Origin of the sequence: Actinomyces israelii DSM 43320 (assembly GCF_000711965.1) — a bacterium.
GTDB lineage: Bacteria > Actinomycetota > Actinomycetes > Actinomycetales > Actinomycetaceae > Actinomyces > Actinomyces israelii.
The window spans coordinates 1-26,954 of record NZ_JONS01000043.1 but is presented as its reverse complement, the minus strand read 5'-3'; the positions used below and the strand labels follow the sequence as shown (position 1 = coordinate 26,954).

Annotated in this window: 17 protein-coding genes and 2 pseudogenes; 8 read left to right on the top strand and 11 right to left on the bottom strand. The window is 72.0% G+C overall.

The features are described 5' to 3' along the window. On the bottom strand, positions 1 to 1,329 hold a 1,329-nt coding region (locus O145_RS12515; RefSeq protein WP_043563514.1), incomplete at its 3' end, for a hypothetical protein. Between the two features lie 1,628 nt (positions 1,330 to 2,957). Here O145_RS12515 and O145_RS12510 point away from each other — a divergent pair. Then, on the top strand, positions 2,958 to 4,298 hold the full coding sequence (locus O145_RS12510) for a DUF4921 family protein (protein WP_043563521.1): 1,341 nt from the start codon (positions 2,958 to 2,960) through the stop codon (positions 4,296 to 4,298). Between the two features lie 52 nt (positions 4,299 to 4,350). Beyond that, complete coding sequence (locus tag O145_RS12505) at positions 4,351 to 4,497, top strand: hypothetical protein (RefSeq protein ID WP_229118551.1); 147 nt, start codon at positions 4,351 to 4,353, stop codon at positions 4,495 to 4,497. A gap of 135 nt (positions 4,498 to 4,632) precedes the next feature. On the opposite strand, the gene O145_RS12500 is transcribed toward O145_RS12505, so the two are convergent. The 8 genes and pseudogenes from O145_RS12500 to O145_RS12465 all read right to left on the bottom strand — a co-directional run bounded on the left by O145_RS12500 (position 4,633) and on the right by O145_RS12465 (position 16,935). Further along, positions 4,633 to 5,496, bottom strand: coding sequence for a glutathione S-transferase family protein (locus tag O145_RS12500; protein WP_084682597.1), 864 nt, complete (start codon positions 5,494 to 5,496; stop codon positions 4,633 to 4,635). 191 nt (positions 5,497 to 5,687) lie between these two features. Beyond that, positions 5,688 to 8,903 (bottom strand): hypothetical protein, encoded by a 3,216-nt coding sequence (locus O145_RS12495; protein ID WP_043563511.1) that lies wholly within the window; start codon positions 8,901 to 8,903, stop codon positions 5,688 to 5,690. Beyond that, positions 8,900 to 10,837, bottom strand: a pseudogene (locus O145_RS12490) (HSP90 family protein); the annotation flags it as partial. The gene O145_RS12495 and the pseudogene O145_RS12490, both read right to left, overlap by 4 nt. 3 nt (positions 10,838 to 10,840) lie before the next feature. Further along, positions 10,841 to 11,422 carry a hypothetical protein gene (locus O145_RS12485; RefSeq protein WP_229118550.1) on the bottom strand — a complete coding sequence of 194 codons (582 nt, stop codon included), beginning with the start codon at positions 11,420 to 11,422 and terminating at the stop codon, positions 10,841 to 10,843. A 1-nt stretch (position 11,423) separates the two neighbouring features. Continuing rightward, positions 11,424 to 12,017 (bottom strand): hypothetical protein, encoded by a 594-nt coding sequence (locus tag O145_RS12480; protein ID WP_229118549.1) that lies wholly within the window; start codon positions 12,015 to 12,017, stop codon positions 11,424 to 11,426. 204 nt (positions 12,018 to 12,221) lie between these two features. After that, a complete protein-coding gene (locus O145_RS12475; RefSeq protein ID WP_043563508.1) occupies positions 12,222 to 15,947 on the bottom strand; it encodes a hypothetical protein in 3,726 nt (1,241 codons plus the stop codon). A gap of 87 nt (positions 15,948 to 16,034) precedes the next feature. Beyond that, entirely contained in the window at positions 16,035 to 16,502 is a 468-nt protein-coding gene (locus tag O145_RS12470; RefSeq protein ID WP_043563506.1) for a YbjN domain-containing protein, read from the bottom strand. 1 nt (position 16,503) lies between these two features. Beyond that, positions 16,504 to 16,935, bottom strand: coding sequence for a YbjN domain-containing protein (locus O145_RS12465; RefSeq protein ID WP_043563505.1), 432 nt, complete (start codon positions 16,933 to 16,935; stop codon positions 16,504 to 16,506). A gap of 378 nt (positions 16,936 to 17,313) precedes the next feature. Between O145_RS12465 and O145_RS19330 the strand changes: the two genes are divergently transcribed. From O145_RS19330 to O145_RS12440, 5 genes are all read left to right on the top strand, one after another. Beyond that, positions 17,314 to 17,814 carry a hypothetical protein gene (locus O145_RS19330; RefSeq protein ID WP_052375121.1) on the top strand — a complete coding sequence of 167 codons (501 nt, stop codon included), beginning with the start codon at positions 17,314 to 17,316 and terminating at the stop codon, positions 17,812 to 17,814. A gap of 179 nt (positions 17,815 to 17,993) precedes the next feature. Continuing rightward, positions 17,994 to 18,920, top strand: a complete 927-nt coding sequence (locus tag O145_RS19325; RefSeq protein WP_324252504.1) for a DUF6531 domain-containing protein — start codon at positions 17,994 to 17,996, stop codon at positions 18,918 to 18,920. Beyond that, positions 18,904 to 22,992: an RHS repeat-associated core domain-containing protein gene (locus O145_RS12450; protein ID WP_043563500.1), complete on the top strand. Its 4,089-nt coding sequence runs from the start codon at positions 18,904 to 18,906 to the stop codon at positions 22,990 to 22,992. Before O145_RS19325 ends, O145_RS12450 begins: the two co-directional genes overlap by 17 nt. Positions 22,993 to 23,010: 18 nt before the next feature. Beyond that, the gene (locus tag O145_RS12445; protein ID WP_043563499.1) at positions 23,011 to 23,397 is read left to right on the top strand and encodes a hypothetical protein; all 387 of its coding nucleotides are present in this window, start codon (positions 23,011 to 23,013) and stop codon (positions 23,395 to 23,397) included. Between the two features lie 290 nt (positions 23,398 to 23,687). After that, positions 23,688 to 24,128, top strand: coding sequence for a hypothetical protein (locus O145_RS12440; protein WP_156966755.1), 441 nt, complete (start codon positions 23,688 to 23,690; stop codon positions 24,126 to 24,128). Between the two features lie 313 nt (positions 24,129 to 24,441). On the opposite strand, the gene O145_RS18300 is transcribed toward O145_RS12440, so the two are convergent. Then, entirely contained in the window at positions 24,442 to 24,624 is a 183-nt protein-coding gene (locus tag O145_RS18300; RefSeq protein WP_156966754.1) for a hypothetical protein, read from the bottom strand. Between the two features lie 1,040 nt (positions 24,625 to 25,664). Between O145_RS18300 and O145_RS12430 the strand changes: the two genes are divergently transcribed. Further along, positions 25,665 to 26,216 carry a hypothetical protein gene (locus tag O145_RS12430; protein ID WP_043563494.1) on the top strand — a complete coding sequence of 184 codons (552 nt, stop codon included), beginning with the start codon at positions 25,665 to 25,667 and terminating at the stop codon, positions 26,214 to 26,216. Positions 26,217 to 26,698: 482 nt separating this feature from the next. Here O145_RS12430 and O145_RS18685 read toward each other — a convergent pair. Continuing rightward, positions 26,699 to 26,954 (bottom strand): annotated as a pseudogene (locus O145_RS18685) (IS1634 family transposase); the annotation flags it as partial.

The window sequence follows — 26,954 nt, the reverse complement described above, 5'->3', positions numbered from 1 at the left end:
GCCCATGACGCCGCGGCGGATGAGGTCGGCGGCCTCCTGCGGGGAGGCCGGTGCGCGCCCGTCCCGCCCGCGCCGCCGGTAGCCGACGAGGATGGTCTCGGGCGTGAGCAGAAGAACAGGGGCCGTCCCCAGCCGGTCCAGGACCCCGGCGAGCAGGACCGCGACGTCGAGGACGGTGCCGGTGCGCGAGTCCAGCAGCTCGGCGGCGGTGCGAACGAGGCTCGGGGCGGAGCGCCAGGGGCCGGCGTCCTCCCTGTCGATGCGGCGCCGGCGCAGGGCGGTGCACGCCGCCGCGGCAAGGGCGTCGGGGCCGGCGGAGCCGCCGTCGTCGTGCTTCGCAATGCCGAGCGCCTCATCCGTCAGGGCCTTGACGGCGGCCTGGTCGGGCTGGACGAAGGTCGCCAGCGCGGCGCCCGCCCAGTCCTCTGCCCCGGCGAGCCGCCACTGCCGCGGGGGCAGCACGGTCAGCCCCGGCAGCCTGCGCACGGACTGCGAGCCGTCGGCGGCGCGCAGCTCGACCCGCACGTGGGCGGTCCCGGGCTGGTCCACCTGCAGCAGGTTCTCCCGGTCCAGCGCCAGGGCACGGGTGCCGGTCAGCACCGGGTGGGAGGTGTCCCAGGTCAAGCGCCAGGGCTCGGCGACCTCGCGCCCGCCGTCGTCCTCAATGATGGTCAGCGTCACCTCCAGGGCTCCCGACGGCGGCTCCTGGCCGCTGCGCGCCCCGGAACTCAGGATCTTCCGCTGCTGGCCGTCGATGGATGCCGGCAGGTCAGGGCCGGCGGCGCGCCCCGGGAGGGACAGGCGGATCGAGACCTCGGGCGCGGCGCCCGCCACCGCGTGCGCGTAGCTGACCACAGGCTCGCAGGCGACCTCGACCCCGACGGCGTCCAGCGGGGTGCGGCCCGCGCCCCGACCGCTGTCGATGGCGGCGATGAGCTCGCGCACCTCGGCGCGGCCGGGCTCGGCGCCGATGAGCCGGAGGGTCTCACTGACCGCGACCAGGGCGGCCAGGGTCTTGTCGGTGTCGAAGGCGCCGCCGTGGACCACCTCGTTGCGGAAGCGACGGACCTCGTGCAGCTTGCTCCCCAGGCCGGGCGGCAGGGTGACGCGGTAGCGCCCGTCGGCGCCGCGAGCGGTGAGGATTCGGATCTGGATGGACAGGTCGGCCAGGTCGGGGAGATCCGCGAGGTCGCCGCTGTCCGCGAGGAGAAGACGCAGCCTCTCGAGCGTGCAGCGGCTGCCCAGGGTGCTGCGTAGGTAGCGCTCCAGGTGGGTCGGCAGGACGCCGAGGAGTCCTCGGAGGACGAGGTCGCGATTGCTGAGCTTCATAAGGTTCTGCTACGGGATGTGACGGGGTCTGCCCCTCGACGCTTCGAGTGGGAGGACGGCTGCAGCCGGGTTGGGGCGAAGCCGACATGCGCAGGCTACAACGCCCCCGCGACGGTGGCAGGGCGCAGCGGCCCCCCGGGGCCGCCTCGCAGTACCAATCATCCCGCCATGGCGATGGGCAGCGCGCAGTCCGTGCCGCCCATGGGCATGGCGTCCACCGCGTCCACCGCGTCCACCGCGTCCAGGGCGTCGTCGCCTCCGGGTCAAGGCCCGGGTCCCGCCGACGGGGCGCGAGCGAAGCGGGCGGGGAACTCGTTGGGAGCGGCCCGTGAGATGTCTCGGCGCATACCAGAACCCCGACGTGGTGTGGTTCGTGCGCACGACCACAACCGACGCCGGGGTTCCGACTGCCTCGTCAGGACCCTCGGTGTTGTGTAACCTTGGGAGCCACCTGGAGGCAATCAGGAGGCTCGCAAGAATTATGCGCCCGCCCCCCAGGCTGTGTCTATCAGATGAGCGGCGCTGCTGGACTGCCGTCTCGGGCGGCCTCGCATTCACGACCACAACCGGGCCTTTCGTCTCATTCGCTCCCTCGCCTCCGCCGCACGCAGCCCGTCTCCTGCGGCACCCCGATCTCGCCGCAGGGCTCCCGCAGCCCCCTCGCCGAGATCGGTCCGGTTCCGCGTCGAGATCGGTTCAAGGAGCCCGGCGGGACGTCTGACGGATGCCGCTGCCCCACCAACAGCGCACCGGGCTCGGGACCGTTCATCTTTCCCGCGGCCGTGCCCGGCCTGCTCCGGCCGCGTACGAGGTGCGAGGTCGGGGCTGAGCAGCGAGCCGGGCGGACGCGCTCCAGTCCGCCACCTCGCGGTCGCACCTCGGGCATCGAGGTCGTCCGTTAAGTCGTCCGTTAAAGGTGCGACCGCGGCGACCGGACATAGACGGGCACCCTCTGGAGCCAGCAACTCCGGCGACGTGGAGGAGGGAACGAGCCAGGCGGACCGCGTCCTCAACGTCGACGGCGGTCCGTCGCGCTGCAGGCGAACCCCCGGGGCGCCGCGCCCCAGAAAGTGATCGAGTCCGGGACTAGGTGGCGTGGCACAGTGGGAAAAGGTGGCTCCTACGCACTTTTAACACCAGCCCCCGCCTCACCCCCGCCTCAGAACCGCGGAATCACGCCGATCTTCGCTGCGCCCAGGACCGACGAGCGCCTTAAAAGTGCGTAGGAGCCACCTTTTTGAAGGGCCTCAGCCCGCGGCGGAGCACCAGACGGGCGCCTCGACCCGCTCCCGGACCGGAGCACGATCGATCTCGGCGAAGAGGGCGGCAGGAGGCCACGAGGAATAGGAGGCGGCAACAGGCGCAGCACCCGGACGCCCGAGTCCAGCGCCGAGACGCGACAAGCCGGCGATGATGTCGGGCGCGCCCACCCGGCCCCGCCGACGACAGCCGCCGCGCCCCGGCGCCCGGCCGCCCCAGACCGCGCCCCGGCGCCCGGCCGCCCCAGACCGCGCCCCGGTGCCCGGCCGCCCCAGACCGCGGCCCCAGACCGTGGCCCCAGACCGCGGCCCCAGACAGCGACCCCGAACACTGCGCACGACATCGTCGTCCGCGACATAATGGTCCCCATGCTCATGCCCTACTCACCGGGCCCTGCGCCTCTGACCCGCATGGCCGACGGGACCATCAAGCAGATCAGCCCCTTCACCGGCACGGAGGTGTGGACCGTCCCGGGCCGCGGCAACCGGCCGATCTCCCACCCGGTTGCCGAGGTCCACACCCTCACCCCCGCCGAGCGCACCCGCGCCTGCGCCTTCTGCCCTGCCCACTACACCGAGACGCCGCCGGAGAAGAGCCGCGTGATCGCCCGCCCGGACGACGGCTTCGAGCAGATCGACCACCTGCCCGCGAGCGCCCTGTTCGACACGGTCGCCGAGTTCCGCCGCGTGCCCAACCTCTTCGAGATCCTGTCCTACGACTACTGGAACGCCAACCACGGCTACGAGATCCCCGACGCCGCCCGCGAGCGCATGGAGGCCTACCTCGCCGACCCGGCGGGCGCGGCCCACGTCGCGCGCGTGGCCCGCAGCAAGCTGCGCGCCTCCGGGCAGGACCCGGCGTCGTGGGAGTCGATGGGCGACGACGCCCGCCACCAGTTCCTGGCCGCCTTCTTCGCCGGCGGGCACGACGTCATTATCGCGCGGCGCCACTTCACCGACGACGCCGTTGACACCACCGGCCTGGCCGGCTCGGGCACGCTGACCCCCGCCGAGCACCGCGCCTACATGCGCCTGGCGGTGGCGGCGACGTCGGACCTGTACCGGGCGAACCGGTGGGTGCGCTACGTGGCGGTCTTCCAGAACTGGCTGCGACCCGCCGGGGCGAGCTTCGACCACCTGCACAAGCAGCTGGTCGGCATCGACGAGCGGGGGGTGTCGGCCGCGCTGGAGCTCCAGCGGGTGCGGGCCAACCCGAACCTCTACAACGAGATGGGGGTGGACTATGCCGCCTACAGCGGGCTGCTGGTGGCCTCCAACGACCACGCGGTCGCCTTCGCGGGCTTCGGGCACCGCTACCCCACGCTGGAGGTGTACTCGACGTCGGCCACGTGCGCGCCCTGGCTCATGAGCCGCGAGGAGGTCGACGCCGTGTCCGACCTCGTGCACGCCCTGCACGCGGCCACGGGGGTGGACGTGCCCAGCAACGAGGAGTGGCACCACAAGCCGATCGACGTCGACCAGCCGATGCCCTGGCACATCACCCTCAAGTGGCGGGTCTCCACCCTGGCCGGGTTCGAGGGCGGCACGAAGATCTACCTCAACACCATCGACCCGTGGACCCTGCGCGACCGGGTCGTCGCCCGTCTGGAGGACCTGCGGGCCGACCGCCTCATTGCGCCGATGGCGGTGGGCGAGGAGTGTCCGCGCGAGCCCAATAGGCTGCTGTACAACCCCGTCCTGGGGCGGTAGGGGCCGCCCTCCTGCGGAGGCGATCGAGCGCAGCCACCGGCTCAGCGAGGTCGTGGGCGCCGCCGTCCTTCTCGTTCACTGCCGAGACGAGGCGGCGCGCGCGTTCTATCTCGCGAACGGCGACTTCCTCGCGTCTCCCGCCGACCCGATGCACCTGCTGCTGCCCATGAAGCAGGCCCGGCGGGTGCTCGGCGGCTAGAGTGCCGACCGGGTCCCCGCGGGCCCTGCTGCGCCGGGGCGTGGCAGGGCCCGATCTCGACGCGGAAGTGAACCGATCTCGAGCCGGAATACGACCGATCTCGGCGAAGGGGAGCGAGCGGGCTACGGGCTCGGGCTACAGGCCCAGGGCGCTGCGCTCCTCGGAGCCGACCCAGCCGGAGCGGCCCTCCAGGGCGTGGAACCAGCGGGCCAGCGCGGGCCAGAAGGCCACCGACGGCGCCTCGCCGCCCGGGTAGTGCTGGCGCCCGCCGTACTCGTAGGCCTGGACGGTGGTGAACAGGCGGATGTCGCTGCCGGTGGGCGCCGCCCCGCACAGGAACTGCTCCACGGAGACGACTGCGGACAGCGGCGGGACGTCCTGCACCGTCAGCGCCGCCTCGCGGGAGGCCTCCATGCGGGTGGCGCGGGCCAGCAGGGTGTCGACGACGTCGAAGGCGATGAGGACCGTGTCGGCGGCCGCGACCGCCTTCTCCTCGTCCTCGCTGTGGGTGGCGGTCCCGTGGGGGCTGTTGACGTGCTCCGCGATCCAGGCGTCCCAGGCGTCGGTGGAGTTGCGGCGGTTGAGCGGGTAGAGGTCGGGGGCGCCCTTGCGCTGGTAGTCGCCCCAGGCGGTGGCGAGGTCGAAGAGCATGTCGCCCGAGTCGTCGGAGACGACCCGCCCGGTGGTCGTATCGACCAGGGCGGGGACCGTGGGCGGCGGGGTGTACCCCGGCGTCGTCGCGTAGACCTCGGCCAGGGAGCTCGCCCCGAGCACCGGGTCCGCGCCGGGTTCGCCGTCGGCGCCGGTCAGCTCCCAGTAGCCGTCCTCGCCGCGGCCGTAGGTCCAGGACACGGGGATGGGCTCGGTCAGGCCCAGCAGCCGTCGGGCGATGAGCACGCGGCGGCACCACGGGCAGGATCCCGAGGCGATGAGCCGGTAGCGGCCGGCTTCAACGGGCAGGTCGCCGTCGGTGAAACGGTGCGAGGTGGCGATGGGCATGGGGACCTCCCGGCTGGTGGAGATGAGCGTCACAAAGTCTCAGGCCAATGGTGGCCCCTGCGCCCCGCGCGCGCCGCCGCATTCACCCCAGGCGAACCGGCGGCGCGGAACCGGACCGATCTCGAGCCGGAATACGACCGATCTCGACGCGGAACCGGACCGATCTCGGCGAGGGGGAGGGATGGCGCGCCTCACTCCTCGCGGTTGAGGAAGGCCTCGGCCTCATCGAGGTACCGCACCTCGTCGGGGTGGTCCCAGCGCAGGTCGGCCAGCAGGGCCCGCCCCTCCTCCAGCGCCGCCCGGGCCGCCTCGCGCGCCCCCGGCTCCTCGCGCCTCTCCGCGTAGAGGTTGCAGATGAAGGCGTACTCGCGGGCGGCCGAGACCCGGTCCCCGACCGTCATGAACCCCGCAATGGCGCGCCGTGCGGCCTCGGCGGCCTCCATATTGTCGTCGCAGCGCCACAGCACGTCGGCCAGCTCGCGCTCCAGGCTCCCCGCCTCCCAGACGTCGGAGTAGTCCCCCTGGGCGGGGATGGCCTCCTGCACGCGCCGGGCCTCCCTGATGAGGTCCAGCGCCTCGTCCTCATGGGCCCGAGAGGCCTGGATGCTGGGCTGCGTGACGAGCGCCCGGGCAGCGCGGCGCAGGAAGCGGGAGTACGCGAGACGGGTGCCGTCATTCGCGTCGGGCTCCTGCCCGATGGGGCACAGCTCGGCGCACCGCCGCAGCAGGGCGCAGGCCTCCTCGGGGCGCTTGAGCCTCTGGGCGGCGTCGGCGGCGCTCTCGAGATACTCGCGCGCCTTGGCCGCCTGCCCCCGCTCCAGCTCCGCCTGCGCGAGCGCACCGGCGGCCTCCAGGACCCCCGCGTGCTCCTCAAGGTCTGTCAGCACCTTGACGAGGATCTCCCGCAGGCCTCGGGCCCTGTCGGGACGGCGCGCCGTCTCGGCCAGCTCGATGCCGGTCTCCAGCACCTCGGCGGCCTCCAGGAAGCGCCCCGAGGCCCCCAGGGCATTGGAGAGCGAACCGAGAACCTCTACGGCCCACGACTGCAGGCCCGCGGCGAGCAGGAGGTTGGCGGCCTCCCGGTACTGGACGACGGCCTCGTCCTCCTGGTCGTACTCCCGGGAGAGCCGACCGAGCATCACCCGGGACTCGACGACGGTGACCAGCGACGCCGGGTCGCGCCTGCGCAGAAGCGAGTCTGCCGCGCGGGCCGCCTCGTAGATGTCGCCGTCATGACCGTGAAGGAACGCGGCGAAGCTGTCGACGTGGTCGCGCAGGGTCCCATCGGGATCCAGGCCCGCGTCGCCCAGGCGGTCGGCGACGGCCCTCAGGGTCTCGATGACCGGCAGTGCGTCCGCAATGCCGAGTAGCTGGGCGCAGGCGCGGGCCTCCCAGTAGAGCACGTTGAAGAGCTCCCGCAGGTCGTACGCGGCTGCGCGAGCGCCCCGGCCCGGCTGGGCGGGCTCGGCAGTCCCGGTCCCGGGCTCGGCAGTCCCGGTCCCGGGCTCGGCGGTCCCGGGCGGCTCCGCGCCGCTGAGGTCGACGGGCAGCTGGTCGGCGAGCTCGCTGACCTGTGCGATGAGGTCGCCCAGGCGGGCGCACCGATCGTCGTCGGAGGCCTCCCGGCCGGCGGCGGAGTCGGCGCCGGCCGCGTCGCACAGGAGCTGGAGATCCAGGCGGAGAAGGCGGGCGCGGCGCCGCGTCTTCCCGCCCGCGGGGACGGGGCGGGCGGCGAGGAGGTCACGAGCGGCGCGGCGCTCCTCGAAGGCCCGGTCGAACTCCTCAATGCCGTCGTACAGGACGGCGCGCGCTGCGGCGGCCTCGGCCTCCAGGCCCGCCGGCGCCTCGGCGTCCAGGGCGCCGTGCTCCCACAGCCAGTCGTGCAGCATGGTCCACTCGGCACGGCCAGGGTAGGCGCCGGGCCCGTGCAGCCGGGTCAGGGCCTCGGCGATGCTGGTCGGCGGGATGAGGACGGGCATACGGACAGGAGGATATCCGCCCGTTCCGGCTCCGATGAGCGGGGACGACGGCGCGTGCGCGGGGGCCGCACCGGGCGCCGAGGAACTGGACGACGGCGCACCGCCCGCGGCCCCGGCCGCCGAGGCACCGGATCCGGCGGGCGCCTCAGCCCCGGCGGAGGCCGCAGGCCCGGCAGCCCCGGCAGGCGCAGACGACTCGGTGTCCCGCCGCCCCGCCTCGCCCGCGGGCGCGCCGTCGTCCAGGTCGCTGATGGACGCGGCCTCGGGCAGGGCCTCGGGCGTCTCGAGGAGCTCGACGCGCATGCCGTCCTGCACCCGCTCGACGTACGGGCGCCAGGCGAGGGTCTCCTCCAGGCTCTGCGTATGGGAGTCGTTGCCGTTGCGCTCGTCGTAGGCGGCGTCGATGCGGCGCGCCCAGGCCTCGCACTGCTCGGCGGCCTGGGCCAGCGTCGAGTCGGCGCCCACGGCCGCGCCGGGGCACCAGGTCGGGTTCTCCGGCAGGTCGACGCCGAGCCGCTCGGCGCCGCGCCCCTCCCGGACCGCCTGGTGCAGGAGGACGGCCGCGCCGCAGACGAAGCCCTCGAGATCGCTCGCGGAGTCGCACAGGGCCGTCCAGGACGCGTGACGGCGCAGGATCCTCAGGCCCCGGTCGACGTGCCCGGACAGGGCGAGGTAGTAGAAGTGGTCCTCCAGGGCGCCGGCATGGCGGGGATCATGACGGTAGACGCGGTAGGCGCGCACGTGCGCGTCCCAGGCGGCCCGGGTGCGGCCGGTGCGCAGCAGGGGCAGGAGCACCACCGTCCGTATGCTCGCGGGCTGCTCGTCGCAGCCGATCTCCTCGGCGAGCACCGGCACGGCGGTGGCGATGGCGAGCTCGTCATCGCCGTCGTCGATCGCCTGAGTCACCTGCCGCTCGGGGTCGCAGGCCTCGCAGTCGGAGGACTCGTCGCGCGGCGCGGCCCGCCAGGCGGCGAGCTCGGCGCGGGCCTCGTCGTAGCGCCCGAGCCGCCGAGCCACGTAGAAGCGCTGCCCGTGGACGGTGTGCATGGAGGCGCCCTGCTCGCGGTAGAAGGCCTCCATGCCGGCCTCCAGCGCGCGCACCTGCTCCAGGGGGACCGCCGGGTTGCGGGCGGCGGCGGTCACCGCCCACTTGTAGTGCCAGCGCAGGTGGTGGCTCATGCGCTCGTCGAACAGGTCGGGGCGCTCGGCCTGCCGGGCCAGGCACCACACGAAGGGCGCCAGCCCCTTCCACTCCTCGCCGCCCCAGGCGTAGTCGGCGACGAGCCGGGTGCGGGCGTTGACCTGGAGCTGCTCGTCGCCGATCTCGTCGGCCCAGGTGACGGCCTCCGCCACGAGCGCCGAGCGCTGCGGGCCGCGCGGCAGGGTGTAGGTGTAGCGCAGGCGCTCGATAATGTCGTCGCGGTTCATGAGGGGGCTCCTTCCTGGCGGGCGGTGGGATCCGTCCCCTCCGGGACGGGCGGGCCGGGGACCGCCAGAGCGCTCGTCAGGAGCGCGGAGAGCGTCTGGGCGGCCCAGGCGCGCTCCTTCGCGGTCAGGGTGTGGTGCCCGGTGAGCAGGCACTGGACGTACAGGCCGCGCAGGACGCGAGTGAGGGCGGCCTCGTCGGGCCTGCGAGAGGCCGGGTCGGCCGTCCCCGTGACGGCGACGAGCTGCGCCACGAGCGCGTTGGCCCGGTTGAGGACGAGCCGGGGGCGCGGCGCGGCCGCGAAGGGGTCGGTGACGCCGAGGACCTGGGACCAGGCCCCTGCGGCCGCCGCCCGGGAGGCGGCCGCGGCGGCGGCGGAGGAGGCCTGGGCGCGGCGCCCGGCGAGGTCCGGGTCAGGCAGGTAGAGCGCGGGCACGGTGGCGGGGTCGAAGCGGCGCAGCACCACCTCGACGTCGACCTCGGCCAGGGCGGCCTCGGCCAGGCGCAGCAGGTCGATGGCCTCGGCCTGCTCGGCGGGCGTGGCGGGGGTGAGGGCGTCCAGGATCTCGTCGGGGTCCACCAGGGCCAGATCGCCGATGCCGGGGGCGGCGTCGAGAACCTCGGGGTGCAGGGCGAGGGCCGCGATGATCTCGGCCTCGTAGGTGTGGCCGGCGTTGACCAGGGCGATCCCCTGGGCGGCGGCGACGTCGGCCAGCGCCCGGAACTGGTCGACCGTGCGGGTCCAGCGCACGCGCGTGCCCCGGCCCGCCAGCGCCACCAGCTCGGCGAGGGTCTGCTCGCCGAGCGTCGTCGTCAGCGGCACGTGCCGGGCGACCAGGTCGAGCATGTCCGGGTCCTCGGCGGCCACGGAGCACAGGCCGACGGCGTGCGCGGCGACGAAGGCGTTCAGGCGCGTGGGCGCGGCGCGGCCCAGGCGGTCGATCCAGCCGCGCACCTGTCTCCCGATCGCCTCGCGGACGGCCGCCAGCAGGTCGTCATCGACGAGGGACTCGCGCGAGGCGGTCAGGCGCAGGTGCTCGGCGTCGGCGACCACGCGCACGAAGTAGGCCCAGTCGGGGGCCAGGCCCTCGGCGGCGCGGGTGACGAGCATGCGCTTGACGCTGACGGTGTGTCGGGCCGCCGCGGTGGGGGCGGCCTGCCCCATGACGGCGATGGTGCCGTGCAGCCCGGCTGCCGGCACGTCGAGGTCGAGCAGGTCGAAGGGCTCGGACCCCAGCGCCTCGGTGCACCACCGTACCGCCTGGCCACGGGTCATCTCCCAGGGGCCCCGGCCGCGGCCGTGGCGGGTGACGGCGCCGTCGTCGGAGCGCACCTCGATATCGACCGGCAGCAGGTGGCCGAACTCCTCGACCAGCGCGCGCACCGTCCCGGGCGCCAGCCAGGTCTCGCTGGGCAGGGCGCGCAGAGCGATGGTGGTGCCCGGCTCGCGGGGGACGTCGTCGGCGGGCTCGACGACCGGTTCAACGAGATAGGTGCCGTCGGTCCGCCCGCACCAGCGCACGCCCGGCTCGCCGGACCCTGAGGACCCGCGGCGGGCGGAGCGGGAGGCGACCACGATCTCTGGGCTGACCATGAAGCAGGAGAGCAGCCCGATACCGAACTGGCCCAGGTAGTCGCCGCGGGCCAGCCCCAGCTCGTCGCGCTTGGAGGAGGCGCCGATGGTCGACAGCAGCTCGTCGACCTCGCCGGCGGTCAGCCCGATGCCGGTGTCCGTGCAAGTCAGAGTGGCGGCGCCGTCGGCGCGCCCGAGCCTGATGACGACCCGCTGCGGGCAGCCGGGCTCGACGGCGCGGCGGGCGGCGATGGCGTCGACGGCGTTCTGAAGGAGCTCACGCACGTAGACGCGCGGGCCCGAGTAGAGGTTGCGGGACAGGAGGTCGACCATGCCGCGCAGGTCGACCTGGAAGGTGGACACGCCTCAGATCTCCTTCCCGGTGCCCGGGTCGGTCGGCCGCTCGCCCTCGGACCGGGCCCGTGCGAGGCCGGCCTCGCATCGGGCGCGGCCGGCCTCGAAGGCCTCCCAGGCGGCGGCCGCGGCCGCGGCGTCGTCGATGGGCTCGGCGGCGGGCAGGCCGCGCTCCTCCGCCAGGTCGTTGAGAGGGCCGACGGTCGAGCCGATGACGGTGCCCAGGGTGCTGCGGAGCTGTTCCTCCTCCGCCCCGCCCGCCAGGGGCGTCCAGGACGAGGCGAGGATGCGGCGGCCGGTGTCGGTGGGCACCAGGCGGTTGGAGGACAGCCAGTGGCTCGCGTTGGTGGCCTGGATGTGGGCGCGCAGCGAGTCGATGCCGGTGACGACGGCGGCGCCGTAGAGGGACTCGACGTGCAGGAGCGGGCCGCCGTCGTGCACGGACAGGCGCACCGGGTGGTGCCACACGGCGGCCGCCCACTGGCCCGGGCCGATCTGTCTGAGGTCCTGCTTGAACAGCAGCGCCAGGGTGTCGAGGAGGCGCTCGGGGGTCACCGGCGGGGTGAGGGAGTCGGGGTCGGTCCACCAGGGCATGTCAGTCCTCCTCGTCGGCCTTCTCGGCGCGGGTCAGGGGCAGCGCCGTCTCGAAGGCGGCCGCGCACCGGTCGGTCAGGGCGGTCGCCCAGGCGAGGTAGGCGTCGAGCTGGGCGTCGGTCATACCCTCCTTCACCGGGGTGACGGCCTCGATGCGCACATGGAGGCGCCCGGTGGCGGCGGGCCCTTGAGGCCCCCGGGGCTCCGGCGGAGCAGCGGGCGGTACGGCCGTCGGCGGGGCGGACGGGCCGCCGGCGGGCTCCTCTTCGGAGCCGGCCCCGGCGAGTTCGACCTCGGCGGTCTCGGCCTCTGAGTCCTCCCCCTCGGGTTCGTCCACGTAGGTCAGGCTGATCGTCGGTGCAGGCTCGGCTGCGAGAAGCCGGTCCATGAGGTCGCGGGCGGCGCCCACGTCCTGGGACGGCACCGGCCCGGACAGGTCGATTCGCACCCCCAGCGAGGCGGGGCTCAGGCGCATGGACACGACCGGGTCCCTCCCGACGAACAGGGTGCTGTCCGCCAGCTTCCGGTAGGGCAGGCCGCGGCGGCGGGCCGAGGCGACAACGCGCGCGAGCAGAATGGTCGGTAGTGACGTCACGGCGCCAGCGTAGTGCCTGACCGCGGCACGGCGACGGGCAGTCCAGCCCCTTGACGACGAAGGGCGCGCGGGCCCGGCCGCCCGTCCCTTCCCGTCGAGATAGACATTTTCGTACGAGGTAGACGGTTTCGCCGCCGATCTCGTCCGACAATGTCTATCTCGACCCAGAGCGGCGCAGAGGCGGCGGGGCGGGCGCCGGCGTCCTCAGGAGGCCTTGTCGAGGGCCTCCTCCAGGCTGGTGACGCGCTCCAGCGCGGGATGGCCCTCCCAGCGCTGGTGGCCCAGGAGCCGGCGCACCCGGCCGATGTCCTCGCGCGCCGCCTTGCTGTCGCCCATCTCGGCGTGGATGAGGGCCATGAGGGTCAGCGGGTGGGCGGCGGTGCCGCGGTCCTTGGCGCTGACGTAGCAGGTGAAGGACCTCTTGCAGTGGTCGAGCGCCTCGGCGTGCTCGCCGACGCGCCACAGGATCCACGCCATGTCGTCGTGCCAGTCGCCCAGCTCGACGGCCCGGGAGTACTTGCGGGAGTCGGGCACCGCCTCGATGAGGTCCCACGCGCGCGACATGAGGGCGCGGGCCTTGTCGGGGCGGACGGGCGTCGTCAGGTCGGCCGACTCGGCGACGGCGGCGCGCCCGGCGCGCCGCAGGTACCTCGCGCAGCGGACCCGCCCGGCGTTGTCGCTGGTGTCGACCAGCTCGGCGGCGCGCTCGAACATGTGCGAGGCCCGGGCCGTCTCCCCCAGCTTCTCACTGGCCGAGGCGGCCCGCAGAAGGTAGTCCGCGCCGCGCTCCGCCTCGCCGCGCTTCAGGGCGGACTCGGCCACGACCAGGCAGTTGTCGCGGACGCCCTCCTCCTCGCCCAGCCGCTCCATGGTGGAGATGAGGGTGCAGCGCAGCTCCTCGGCGAGAGTCGGGGGCACATCGGTGGCCAAGGCCGTCTCGAGCACCTCGGCGGCCTCCAGGAGCCGCCCCGATGCGCCCAGGGAGGCGGCCAGGGACCCGAAGAGCGGTCCGGCGAGAGCCTCCAGCCCCACCGACATGTGGATGTCGAGCAGATCGCGGGACTGGGCGACCGCCCTCTCGGTCTCGCCGAGGCTCATCAGGGCCCGCACCAGGACGCTGCGCCCCGCCACCGCCAGGACGACCGGGCAGGGGTCGTAGCGCCGGAGCACCGCGTCGGCGAGCGCGCCGGCGCCGCGGGCGTCGCCGCGCGCCAGCACGGCACCCGCCTCCAGGAGGGTCAGCTGGTCGTCCAGGGCGCCGTCGTGCGGCTCGATGAAGTCGGCGACGTGCGGGACGACCAGCCGGGCGAGCTCGAGGAACTCGGCGGCGCCCTGGTGGTCGTCGTGGTCGGACAGGACCCGCACCATCGCCGTGGCCGACCTGTAGGAGTCCACGAGCTCGGCCTGGTGGCCGGCGGGGGTGTCCAGGAGGGGCTCGGCCATGGCGGTCAGCTGTCCGGCGAGCTCCTTGACGTGGGCGAGCTGGTCGGCGCGCGTGCGCGCGGAGGACCGGTCGTGGAGGTCGTCGTCCCTGCTCCCGATCTGAAGAGCCTCCAGGTCCAGCTCGATGAGCCGCAGCGGGTGGGCGACGCCGGTCAGGTAGGCGCGCAGGCGGGCGAGCTCGTCGATCGCCCGCCCGTAGTCCCCCTCGCGATCGGCGACGGTGTAGCGCAGGGAGCGGGCCGCGCGCACCAGCTCGGGGCCGACCTGCTCCGGGTCGGGCATGAGCCCCAGCCTCATGGCCTGGGTGATGAGGAAGGCGTGCTCGAGCGTCCGCCCGGGGCGGCGGAGCTCGATCTCCAGGCGCCGCAGGAGCCCACCGGCATCGACGACGGCGGACGGGGCGCGCAGGTCGACACCCGGGTAGGGCTCGTCGCCGAACGGGAGGGGCTCGACGGCGGACGGACGGGGCGCGCCGTCGTCGTGCCCCGCGGCGGGGCTCACCGCAACCACCGGCGCGGGCGCCGTGCCCGCCGGCCCCCGGGCACGGCGGGACCCGCCGGCCGGGCCCGGCTCCCCGACGGAGCCGGCCCTCTCGGGGCCCGCCGGCGCGCCGGGCGCCTCGAGCTGTCGGATCCCGTCGGGCAGGTTGGTGGGCTCGGCGGGAACGGGCTCGGCCCTGCCGGCGCCCCCGGGCCGCCCCCACGATCGCAGAATCTCCTCGACGTCCCCGGCCTGCTCGGGCTCCTCGGCGGCCCCGGGCCTCCCGAGGACCCGGACCTCCGCACTCGCCTCGGGCGGCTCCTCGGGCTTCCGGCCGCCCGCGGCGGGCCCGGGCTCCGCAGGGGCCTCGGGCTCGCGGACGCTCTCGATAATGATGGTGTCGTCGGGGCTCCAGGGCCGGCTCTGAGGGCCCTGGGACTCCTCGGAAGCCTTCGCAGCGGCTTCGGCCGCCTCGGCCGCCTCGGGCCAGCCCGCCCCGGACACCTCCACCGGACGGCCCGCCCCGGGCGCCTCGGACGCCTGCGGATCGAGGACCCTCTCGATAATGATGGTGTCGTCGGGATTCCAGGACCTGTCCTGATGCGCCTGAGTCTCCTCGGCGGGCCCGGCACCCTCGGGGAGGGCGACGAGCCCGCCCCTCCGGGCCCCTCCGGCTGAGCGGAGCCCCTCGGCACGGCGGCCCCGCTGCGCGCGCCCGGCCTCCTCGGCGCGACGGCTCCGCCTGGTGGGCCGGACCTCTTCGACGGGCCCGACCCGGTCGGCCGCCCGGGACCGCCCGACCGGCTGGGACCCAGCGCCCTGAGCCGGCTCGACGGCCCCGGCGCCCGCACGCGCATGGCGCCCGACGATCGCGTCGGCGTCGACGAAGGGCTCGCGCGCGAGCCCCTTCCTCAGGCGCGACGAGACGGCCGCGTTGCCGTTGCGGGTGTCGTAGCGGGCGGCGATGCGGCAGGCCCACTCCTCGAACAGCGGCCGGGCGACGTTCAGGGGCGTGCCGGCGCCGATGCCCGGGCCGGGGCACCATGCGGCGACCGACGGGACGCCGGTGTCCAGCGGCTCGGCGCCGCGCCCGTCGCGCTCGGACTCGCGCAGCACGAGGACGGCTCCGGAGAGAAGGTCCATGAGTGCCCGGGCGGACTGGGCCTCGTCGGCCCGCCCCACGAAGCCGCGCATAATCCGCAGGCCGCGGGCCGCGCGCCCGGACAGGGCCAGGTACTCCAGGTGCTTGCCCAGGTAACTCATGACATTGGGGGCGTAGCGCAGCCTCCGGTAGGAGTACACGTGGGCGTCCCAGGCCGCCTGCGAGTGGCCCAGGGCGAGCAGCGGCAGGAGGGCCTCGCTCTGCACGGCGTAGGGCTGGTCGTCGCCCTCGACCCTCCTGTCGAGCACCGGCGCCGCCGCGGTGACGGCCGTCTCCCAGTCCTCGTGGATGTTCGCCCACTCGATCTCGCGCAGGGGGTCGCGGCTCTCATGATCGGCGCGCCCGGCACGACCGGCGTCGTCGGCCCCCGCCGAGCGCAGGGCGGCCGCCTCCGCGGCGGCCTCCTCCTCCAGGCCGAGCATGATCGCGGCGTGGAGGAGGCCGCTGTGGATGGCGTGCGTGGAGCCGCCCAGGAAGCGGAAGAACTTCCTCAGGCCCGCCTCCAGCTCGCGCACCTGGGCGATGCTGACGGCCGGGTTGTCGGCGGCGGCCGGCACCGCCCGCTCGTAGGCCCAGCCCAGCCGGCGCAGGCGGTCGGCGTCGAAGAGGTCGGGGCGCTTGTCGAGGCGGGCCAGCAGCCAGACGAAGGGCGCCAGGCCCTTCCACTCCTCGTTGCCCCTATGGCGCGCCTCGGCCAGGGCCAGACGCGCATCGACCGCCAGCTGGTCGTCCCCCAGCTCGTCGGCCATGGCCACGGCCTCGGCGGTGAGGCCGGAGCGGGTCGGGCCCCACGGGTGGCCGGAGGCGAGGGTCAGGCGTCCAACGACGTCGTCTCGGCTAGTCACTGCGCAGTTCCTTCTGAACGGGCGGCACTCGGCGGCCGCATGGTCGGGGCGACGACGTCGGAGATGGCGCTCGCCGCGCCCCTCCGCTCACCGGTCGCTCTCAATGATTTTCCCACGACTCACCACCTCTTCGAGCCCCTCGAAGTTGGAGACGATCGCCTGCAGGCTCGTATCCAGGATATTCGCAAGCTGGTCGTCGTTGAGGCCCTCCGCCACGGGGACGGCGACCTCAGCGGCGACCTGGCGCCCGTCCGCATCGACGAAGCTGCTCAGGGTGGGGATCGACTGGGACTGGTTGAGGGTGTTGAGCAGCTCACGCATGGTCGCTGTGACCTGAGCCTCATCGGGCAGGTTGAGCCAGGAGCGGGCGTAGATGGCCAGGAGGTCGCCGTCGACGATCGCCACGACGTAGGAGTAGTCGTCAAAGCCGGCGACGATGGCGCTGTTGTCCGGCCGGCGGTCGTAGGTGAAGCGGTTGTCGTCGAACCAGGCGGCGACGCGATCGAGCGTGACCGGGGGCGTCTGGTCGCCCGCGGCCTCGTTCCACCAGGCCATGTCAGTCCCCCTCCCTCCGGATGACGAGAGCCGCGAGCCTCTCCTCCGCCGTCTCGTAGAAGCCGAGCAGCGTCGTGAAGGCGGTGCTCAGGAAGCCGTGCAGCTGGGTGTCGCTCATTCCCTCACCGGTGAAGGCGGCCATGTCCGCCAGGAGGACCGTGGCGTCCCCCTCGGAGCCCAGCATGGCGCGCGGCGCGTACATGGTGGAGTTGTGCCTATCAATGTACGCCATCGGGGCGGGATCGTCAGCGGCGAGCTCGTTGTTCCAGATGCTTCCCACGACGAGGAACTCCGAGTCGGAGTCGAGGATGAAGACCTCGCAGCTGTCCAGGTCTGCGACGGCGGTGCCGTCCTCCGCGATCTCGTAGTCGACCTGGCCGGCCCTGAGCCACGCCTCCACCCGGGAGATCGTGACCCTTGGTTGTGCGCTCATCGCATCTCCTTCGCGTCGGGCTCGTGACCGCCTCGTGATCTCATCGTGAAGTCTGCAACCCGGGGGCGCCGTCGTCCACTCCGGCCCGGGCGCGGGCGCCGTCGTCCACGGCCGGCCGGGCCCAGCCGAAGCCGTCCGCCCCGCCCCTGCTCTCACTGCGAGCCTCCCAAGACCGTTCCATCTTCCGCCCCGCGGTGGTAGCGTCCCAGGCAGAGGACCGCCTCTGGCGGCGCCTGTCATCCCGACTGCGGAGCCGGTTCGGGATGAGTCCCCGGCGGAGGCCCTCCGCCGCCCTGGTCCTGGCTCGTCGCCCGCCGCGGCGGACGGGATGAGGCCCCTCCTCTCGCCCCTGTCTGCCGCTCCCCGCCCGAGGTCCTCTTGTCCGATCCGGTCTCCTCCGCCGACGTCGTCTTCGACTTCGACGCCGCCAACACGCTCATCACGAAGTGCCGTTCCGCGGCGACGCAGGTCACGGATCTGAGCGCCGACCGCGCCCCGGACGTGAGTACCGCCAAGACTGACTTCAGCGGCTACTTCTCCCGGGTGTTCTCCGACAACGCCGACATGGAGACGACGGACGCCGCGAACCTGTCGACCTGTCTTCAGGCGGTGGCGGACGACGTCCAGTTCCTGGTGGACACGGCCACGGAGGAGAACAGGCAGCGTCAGAGGGCCCGGGACTGGGACGCCCGGCGGGCCGAGAAGTGGGCTGTGGAGAAGGCGGTCGACGACCTGCTGAACATCGACCAGCGCCCCACCTCCAGCAATGGGGCCCCGCCCCGCAGGAGCCCGAGGCCCCGGTCCTGCAGGCGCGGGCCAACCCCTCGGCGGGCTCGACGTCGTCGGGGGGAACATCCTCGGCGCGCCCGGACAACCTGAGGACCTTCGCCACCAGCTCCCAGACCAAGAACGACGAGCTCACCACCACCCTGGCCGGCCTCAGGGGCGCGGACAACGCCTTCCAGGACGGCTGCGGCTGGGGCTCGCTGGACGCGACGAGCGTGTGGAACGGCTTCCAGTCCTACCTGGACGCCAACGCCAATGACGTGACATGGGCGATGACCATTGCGACCGCCTTCGAGGAGGCGGGGACCGACGAGGGCCTGTCCACGGTGGCGGACAGCGCACTGGGCGCGGCCCTGGAGGCCGCCGGGGTGGCGCTCACCCGTGACGGCCTGACCATTGAGCCCGCGCAGGTGCAGGGCATGCCGCTGACCTCGGGCTTCTCCGACGACCCGGTCAATGTGGCCACCGGCGGCTTCGTGGAGGTCGAGGAGGATCTCGCCTTCACCGGCGGGGCGGCGTCCCTGGGGTGGTCCCGCTGCTACAACTCCACGGACAGGGGCGACGACGCTCCGGAGGCCGCTGCCGGCGCGAGTGCTGCCGGCGGCGCGAGTGCCTTCGGCCCGGGCTGGTCGAGCTGGTGCGAGGCGCGTCTCTCCTTCGGACAGGAGGGCGAGGCCCGGTGGCGCCACGAGGACGGGCGCCTGAGCATCTTCCCGCGTCTGGGCCGGGGCTGGGACCGCGCGGACGGCGAGAGCCTGTGGCTGACCGCCGTCGGCGCCTCGACCGCACCGTCGGCCGGGACGGCGTCGTCGGATCAGTCGGACCAGTCCGCCGCCTACGAGATCACGGACAGCTCGGGCGGGTCCTGGTTGTTCGACGGCGTCGGGCGCCCGCTCGCGGTGCGTCGCGGCCCGGGGACGGGCGTGCGGCTGACCTGGGCGGGGGCGCGCCTGACGCGCCTGTCGCACGAGCGCGGCCGGTGGCTGGAGCTCGTCTGGGACGAGACGGCCGGGCGCGTGGTCCGGGTGGGGGCCTCGGACGGGCGCGCGGTGTCCTACGACTACGACGCGCACGGGCGCCTGATCGGCTCCCGGGGCGGGGACGACGGCGGGCGCCGCTACGGCTGGGACGAGGACTCCGGGCTGCTGGCCCGGGTGGCGGACGCCGACGGCGTCGTCCGAGGTGGACAACACCTATGACGCGCGCGGGCGCGTGGCCACGCAGCGCTCGCCCTTCGGGCGCGTCTCCCGCTACAGCTACCTGCCGGGGCGCGTGACCTGCGTGGCGGACGAGGACGGGACGCGGGCCTCCACCTGGGTGTCGGACAAGCGCGGCAGGATCCTGCAGCAGATCGACTCCGAGGGGCGCGCGCAGCACACCAGCTGGGACCGGTGGGGAAACCTGGTGGTCACTCGGGACCGCGCGGGCAGGCGGGGCGTGAGCCAGTACGACGAGCGGGGCCGGCAGACGGCCAGTCTCACGCCGTTGGGCGCCCGGCTGGACAGGACCTGGGATGAGGCGGACCGTCTGACCCGCCTGGCTGTCACAATGCCGCAGACCAGCACGACCGGAGGCGCCCCGGATGAGGCCCGCGCCCCGGATGAGGGCGAGCGGACGGTCGCCGTGACCGCCCTGGAGTACGAGGGCGAGGGCCGCAACCCCGTGCGGGTCACCGACCCCCTCGGCGGGGTCACCCGCCTGACCTGGGAGGGCAACCTCCTGACCGGCATGACCGACCCCGAGGGCGTGCGCCTGACCCTGAACTACGACGCCCACGGCGACGTGGTGGCGATCACCAATGCCGCGGGGGACGTCTCCCGCCTGGTGCGCGACGAGGCGGGGCGCGTGGTGGAGGCGGTCACGCCCTCGGGGGCGGTCACCCGCTTCGCCTACGACGCCGCGGGCCGCCTGCTGAGCCGCCGCGACCCGGACGGCGCCGTGTGGCGCTGGGAGTACTCGGCGGCCGGGCGGCTGACGGCCGCGGTGGACCCGTTGGGGGCCGTGACGCGGATCGAGCGCGACAGCTCGGGCTCGGAGTCGGCCACGGTGGACCCGCTGGGGCACCGCGTGGAGTCCGAGTGGGACGACCTGGGCAACCTGGCGGCGACCCGCCTGCCGGATGGGCGGCAGTGGTCCTACACCCACGACGCGCTCTCGCGCCTGCGCGCCGTGGTCAATCCCGCCGGCGGGGTCACCGACCTGGACTACGACCCCTTGGGGAACCTGAGCGGCGTGAGCGACCCGGCGGGCGTGCGCCGGGTGCTGTCCCACAGGGCCTCCGGGGCGGTGAGCGTCAGGGACGCGGCGGCCACTGCCCACCTGGACGTGGACGCCTTGGGGCGGCCCGCGGCGCTGGGCGTCACCGCGCCGGGCGCGGCCGCACCGGGCCGGGCGGGGCGGGAAGACCGGGACGCCGACCGCGAGGTGGTGGTGCGCGACCTGTGCGGCCGCATTGTGGAGTCCCTGGACGCCGACGGCGCCCTGACCCGCTACGAGCGCGACCGGGCGGGCCGGGTGGTGCGCCAGGTGGACCCGACCGGGGCGGTGACCGCCTTCGCCTACGACGCCTGCGGGCGCCTGTCGGCCCGGACGGGGCCGGGCGGGGCGCGCACCGTCTACACCTACGACGCCGACTCCCGCCTGACCGCCGTGGCCGATCCGTCGGGGCGCACGAGCGTCGCCTACGACGTGTGCGGGCGCGTGTCCGCAGTTCGCTCCCCGTCCCGGGGGCGCACCCGCTTCTCCTACGACCGCTGCGGGCGGGTGCGCTGCGTGCGCTCGGACGCCTGGGGCACCTCGCGCCTGGCCTACGACGAGGCGGGCCGGCTCGTCGCGGTGACGAACCCGCTGGGCGGGGTGACCCGCTACGTCTACGACGACTGCGGCCGCATGGTGGCGGGCACGGACCCGCTGGGGCATGTCACCGCCCGCACCTACGACCCTCTGGACCGGGTGGATGGCCTGACCGATCCGCTGGGCAGGGTCACGCGCGCCGGCTACGACGCGGCCGGGCGCCAGGTCTGGCAGGAGGATGATGCCGGGGAGCGCCTGGAGTGGGGCTACGACGCGGCGGGCGAGGTGGAGCGGGTGCGGGCCTGCGGGCCCGACGGGCGGGAGGTCGCGACGTCCTGGCGCCGGCAGGGGCGGAGCCTGCATGTGGAGGGGCCCGGCGGCCCCATCGAGCTGGTCCACGACCAGGCGGGCCGCCTGGTGGAGCACCGCCGCGGCGGGGTCGTGGTGGGTCGCTGGACCTGGGATGCGGCGGGGCGGCGCACCTCCTTCACGGGCCCTGGCGGGGAGGAGGTCCGGTACGTCTACGACGACGCCGGGCGGCCGGCGCGCGTGGAGGGCACGGCCTTCGGCACGCTGGTCTACGAGCGGGACGGGGCCGGGCGTCTGAGGGAGGTCCGCGGCGGGGGCCTGTCCCAGTGGTGGGAGTACGACGACGCCGGCCGGGTGACGGGCTACCGTGCGGCCCGGCCCGGGCGGGCCGCGCCCGAGGGCCGGCCCGCACGGCCCGGCCCGGGGGCGGGGCGCGACGTCGTCGGCGCCACCCAGGCCCTGGCCTGGGACCGCGCCGGGCGCCTGGTCCGGGCGGGCACCCCGGAGGGGGAGGTGTCCTACACCTATGACGACGCCGGCCAGCTCGCCGGCGTGGACGGGCCGGGCGGTCGGGCGTCCTACGCCTACGACGTCGCCGGGCGCCTTATGGCGGTCGAGCGCGTCGGGGCCGACGGGGTGAGCCACCGCGAGGTGCTCGCCTACGACGCCGCGGGTCAGCTGGTCTCCTGCACCGGCGAGGCCGGGCGGACCCGCTACTTCTACGACGCGGCGGGGCGGCGCGCCCGCGAGTCGGGCCCGGCCGGGGAGCGCACCTACTCCTGGGCGCCCACCGGGCACCTGGTGGGCGTCACCGGCCCCGACGGGGACGGCGCGCAGCGCACCGCGAGTATTGAGCGCGACGCCCTGGGCCTGCCCGTGGCCGTGGGCGGCACGGCCGTGTCCTGGGACCTGGCCGGGCCCCTGCCCGCGCCCTGCTCCTTGGGCGGGGAGCCGGTGAGCCTGCTGCCGGGGGCGGGCGCCGTCGGCGACGTCCTGGTGCCCACCGGGGCGCGGGCGGTGCGGTCCGGCCTGGAGGCCGACCCCTGGGGCCTGCCCGCCCTGCTGGCCCGGGACGGCGCGGCGGGGGTGGACGTCTCCGGGGCGCTGCGCGTGGGCGGGCTGGAGCTGCTGGGGGCGCGGGCCTACGACCCCGCCACCATGTCCTTCCTGTCCACCGATCCGCTTACCCACGCCGATGCGGCGCCCTGGGCGGCCAACCCCTACTCCTATGCGGGCAACAACCCCGTGGCCCTGTCCGACTCCCTGGGCCTGAGGCCCCTGACCGACGACGAGCTCAACGCCTACAACGACGCCCACACCGGCTGGCACGCCGCCTGGAGCTGGGTGAAGGACAACAAGGACTACCTCATCGGCGGGGCCCTGGTGATCGCCGGCGGCATCGCCGCGGCCACCGGCTTCGGCGGGCCCCTGGGGATGATGCTCATCGGAGCCGGGGCCGACATGATCATCCAGCGGGCCACCACCGGATCCGTCAACTACATCGAGGTTGCGGTCTCCGGCCTGCTCGGCGCAGCCGGAGGCGCCGGCGGATCAGCTCTGGCTGGGCGACTCGGCCTCAAGGGCGTGTGGGCCGCAGCAGCCTCCGGGGCGGGCGCCGGCGCCCTGCCCGGCGGCACCATGGGCGGCTACAGCTACATGAGTAGCCCGGGCCCCCACACCCCAGCCGGCTTCCTCCAGGCCACAGCCACCGGAACCCTTGAGGGAGGGGTCACCGGTGGCCTTGGAGGCGCCGCAGGCCACGGCCTGACCACCCTAGGCCGCACTGCCCTGGGTAAACTGAGGCCCCAACCCTCAGCGCCAGCACCAGCACCATTCAAACCACCGCGTATCTGGACAGATCGTCATGGCTTTCTCACCAATGGCACCTACGCTGTTGACTCAACCGCAATGCGTCTACACACCGATGGAAACTTTGGCTCAAAAAAGAGTCAGTGGTGGAGTTACGTAGATGCCGAAAAAGCAACGCTTGATGCTGCCGCATATGCGGATGAGTACAGACTGTGGCACGGGCCGAAAGCAAAAGTTGTTTCAGTTAACGGAACCGTTGGCACATGCGGAAAAACGGGAGAAGAAACAAATGTAATTAATTTGTATCGCGGCGACCCGAGAGGGGGTGTGAGAATGGTTCATGGGTTACCAGGGAATTAATCGAAAAGTAGGAGCAAAATGATCGACATCGAACATTCGCTGCAGATGGCGTGGGGCTTTAGTGGCGACTGGTCTCATATACTCGCATCCATAATGGGGTGGACCATGTCGCTGACCATGAACACGGAAATCGACTGGGAGCCTGACGAGGGGTGGCTCACGATCAACAAGAACGGTAAATGGGTAGGGTACCTCAACGCCGACATCCCTCTTCTTATCCGCACCGGCCAGTTCTCCTGCACCTACTGGCCCTACCCACTGCAAGTGATAGTCCTGAGGACCCCGGACCGGCCCGAGATGCGCTGTGACATGGATGTCCTCATTCGGTGCTTCAAGACCAAGTTTAATCCGTTTTTTGACTCGAGTTCCTTCAGCGCAACGGAACTGTGGTATGCCACCGTTTAACTGCCCAGAGAGCAGGACATTCAGGCAGCACGCCACACGCGCTCCGGACGAGACGTCGTCATCTTACGCCCGGGCCCCGGGTGGAGGTCTACTCGCCGCGAGCAGGTCTCCTCGGACTCCAGGGTCTACCTGCCGCACCAACATAGAACCAGCCTGAAGAACTACAGCATACTATAAAGAATCTAGAGCGGTGAGACAATATGACATCATACCACGCGATGGAACCAGGACACTCCCTGCGGCGCAAGAACGAGCCGCGAGGACCGGGAGGGCCTGACCGGCAGGGGGCAATGACCGATATTATGGCCCCGCTGTGGACCGCATGGAACACCAAGGACAGGAGCTGGTCCCACTCCCTGGCATCCATGACCTGTTGGATCATGTCACTGACCATGGGGGTGGAGACCGAGGAGGACACCGGCTCGGGGTGGCTCACGATCAACAGGAACGGGACGTGGGTGGGATGCCTCGACACCGATCTCCCTCTCCTCGTCCGCACCGGCCAGCTCTCCTGCACCTACTGGCCCTACCCGCTGCACGTGGTCACACTCAGGACCCTGGACCAGCCCGAGATGCGCTGCGACACGGACATTCTCGTCCAGTGCTTCGAGACCAGGATCGACGTCACCTGCCTCGACCCGGAGTCATTCAGCATGGCAGAACTACGACGCGTCACCACACAACCGTATCCAGGAGCACAACACCCAGGAACTCGCTACACGCAGTCCTGACGAAGAGTGTCATCATTCGTCTATGCAGACCAGAGATGACGAGGCGTGGCAAGAACCGCCCTGCGCGACACGTCCCGGGCCCCCTGGTCCCGCTCATGAGCACATTGGTGATCTAAGTGGTGAGGATCAGGCAACTGCCGAGGATGACAAATACCGGTATCCTGCCGTCGTTGTCCTCGCTCGGCGAGGAGGATCCGCTCCTGTGCGACTGCGCCCTGTCGGGTGCGGGTATCCTGGACCTCCTAATCGACGTGCGCCGCATAGAGATCATGATCCTTCTCGATATAAGGAGCGCGGATTGGTATGGCTGGACTTAAACAAGATCGGTGTGTGGTGGTGTGACTGGGAGGTGCTCGAAGTCGTGGTCGAAGGTGCGGTTGGCGATGTAGGTGGTGAAGGCCGCGAGGGTGTTTTGCGGGGCGAGCGCGCGGGGGTTGGCGATGTTGGCTTTGGCGGCGTTCCACACGTGTTCTGTGGGACCCAGGGTCGGGGGCATAAAGGGGGTATGTAGATGGGTGTGATGCGCTCCAGGGCCCGACCGGGGGCGTATAGGTCGGTCAGGGCCTTGGCGTGGTGGAGCCTGGCGTTGTCCAGGACCACCGCGATCTTCTTCCCCTCATCGGTCTCGCGCGCCAGGCGACCCGTTCATGAGGGCGGGTCTGCTCGGCGTTCTGGTCTCCCTGGATCGGGTAGATTCTCATCTTCTTGGTCGTCAGGCTCAGCGCCCCGAAGAACGACTGGCTCGCCTTCTTGCGGTCCACGTACAGCCTTGCCCTCCCCCTTAGCCGCGTGCGCCGGGTCTCGGCCTCGTGCTCCACGCGGACCTCGTCGACGGCGCCAGGCCTCCCAGCCCTCCTGGAGCAGATCGTTGACCTGGTCCCGGATCTCGGCCATCCGCCTGGCGATGGCCTTCTCGTCGCGGCGCCCCACGAACGGGTCGGGGAGCTTGAGGCTCATGCTCGGAAGGTGCATGAGCAGCAGGTCAGGAGGACTCGGACCTGTACTCGACTCCGAACCTGATCGGACGCGACGTCCTCAAGGGGCCGGGGCGTCCCAGAAACCGGCCCCGGCGCCTGCCTCCGAGGGCGGTCTACTGAGAATCTCCTCCAGCTCCTCCCTTCTGCGCCCGCTTGAGCCTCGCCGCGCTCCCGCCCACGGCGTGACCGGTCACCACGAGGGCCCATCCTGTATCTCCGCCATTCCGACAGCCACTCACGTACCGTCCCCTCGGCCCGCTCGACCATCTCCGCGACAGTATCCAGGCCGACGCCGCGGGCAGCGTACACAATCGCCTCCGCCCTCAATTCTCACCAGTCTGCAGGTGTCCGAACGCTTCTTCCACCTGATGAGGATGTCCTGCTCCTCGTCCGTCATGTCGATCCGCATGAAGCAGTCCTGTACGAGATGCTCCGCAGACACCAACCAGAAATCCCGCAGCAGCCGCCCCAGAATACCATTTTATTCCAGCCATATTTACGCGCACGTCGGAAGACGGCGCATACGAACTACTAATGCATCGATTTTTTCATCGAAACAATGATTTCACAGCATGACACCTTTTTCGGCAGCGCGTATCACGCGATGTACATAGATCTTCCCTCCGGCGGGAACGACTATGAGGTAGGGGGTGAGTACGGGTGCTACCAGACAAGCGTGGGGATCTCTCCTGACTCTGGAGACGAGTACTCGGTAGGCTTCCACTCCCCGGAACCCGGAATGGCTCTCATGTCGGCCCTGCTGCCTACAACAGGTCGGTATCAGCTGTGCGTCATAGAACGCGGGACCACGTACGTGGGCGACGTGCGAGAGCCGCTGTCGTTCACCGAGCTGGCCGAGACCAGGGGGATGGTCCGCGAGGCGATTCCTGTTACCGACCACGGGCTTCTTGTGCTGATAACAAACTGCGATATCGTAGCAGTAGAAGAATCGGGACTGGCGTGGCAGACCTCTCGGATAGCCATTGACAGCTTCTCTATCAAGACGATAGACGGAGGACACATAACTGGTGTCAGCGACACTGACTGGCACCCCGCACCGTTCTCAGTCCGCCTCTCGGACGGATTCCTGATCGGAGGGAACCGGATGTGATCGAACCGGCCCTCTTAAAACCAGCAGATGCGTGCCGTCCGACAGGGCGAGGACGTAGCGCACTTTACGAGAATCACGGCTCTCAAGTAAATATTCAAGGTTCTCTTTGGCCTGGCGGTCCAAAGAGGACGCCGTTCCCACGAGACTGCTCTCGCGACCAGATCATGCACAATATCTCCGATATCGTATCAATCCTGCAACTAACTGGGAACAGCAAACCGGACCGGAGGGCTCACTCTGCACCAACGTCGGCAAAACCTTCTCTCTTCAAGGCTGACGAATGGCGAAACGGTATTCAAGTCAGAATAATCTATCATCGGAAGCAGAGGTCATCACCGGGTTTCGACTGAAGAAACCATGGTACGACAGGGTGTGGTCCTGGACGAAAGGCGAAATATAAATAAAGCACGGCAGAGAGGGGTGTGAGACGCAACCCATTCGTAGAGAATAAATTTCTCGATGTCTTACCTGACTCATGACGCTTAGTGTGCCGGGGGTGGGGTGCTCAGGGCGGTGAGGATGTCGTTAGCGGCGTCGGTCAGACGCGGTGCGGCTGCGAGGTGGTGGCCGTTGAGGTTGATGGTGACCTCCTGCAGGCTGCGTAGCTCGCGCACGATCCTGGCGATGCTGATCCCGGTGGCGTCCTGGAGGTAGCGGGCTACGGCCAGGGCGGCCATCACCACGGTCAGGTGCGCCTCGATCGCGTCACGGGTGTGGTGAAAGACCGGTCGGGCCCTC

Coding starts and splice junctions, on each gene's coding strand:
- O145_RS12465 (WP_043563505.1), bottom strand. CDS start 16,935: ATGAGCGCACAACCAAGGGTCACGATCTCCCGGGTGGAGGCGTGGCTC.
- O145_RS12440 (WP_156966755.1), top strand. CDS start 23,688: ATGACCGATATTATGGCCCCGCTGTGGACCGCATGGAACACCAAGGAC.
- O145_RS12430 (WP_043563494.1), top strand. CDS start 25,665: ATGATTTCACAGCATGACACCTTTTTCGGCAGCGCGTATCACGCGATG.
- O145_RS12445 (WP_043563499.1), top strand. CDS start 23,011: ATGATCGACATCGAACATTCGCTGCAGATGGCGTGGGGCTTTAGTGGC.
- O145_RS12500 (WP_084682597.1), bottom strand. CDS start 5,496: ATGCCCATCGCCACCTCGCACCGTTTCACCGACGGCGACCTGCCCGTT.
- O145_RS12510 (WP_043563521.1), top strand. CDS start 2,958: ATGCTCATGCCCTACTCACCGGGCCCTGCGCCTCTGACCCGCATGGCC.
- O145_RS12485 (WP_229118550.1), bottom strand. CDS start 11,422: ATGCCCTGGTGGACCGACCCCGACTCCCTCACCCCGCCGGTGACCCCC.
- O145_RS19325 (WP_324252504.1), top strand. CDS start 17,994: ATGACCATTGCGACCGCCTTCGAGGAGGCGGGGACCGACGAGGGCCTG.
- O145_RS12495 (WP_043563511.1), bottom strand. CDS start 8,903: ATGAACCGCGACGACATTATCGAGCGCCTGCGCTACACCTACACCCTG.
- O145_RS12470 (WP_043563506.1), bottom strand. CDS start 16,502: ATGGCCTGGTGGAACGAGGCCGCGGGCGACCAGACGCCCCCGGTCACG.
- O145_RS18300 (WP_156966754.1), bottom strand. CDS start 24,624: ATGCCCCCGACCCTGGGTCCCACAGAACACGTGTGGAACGCCGCCAAA.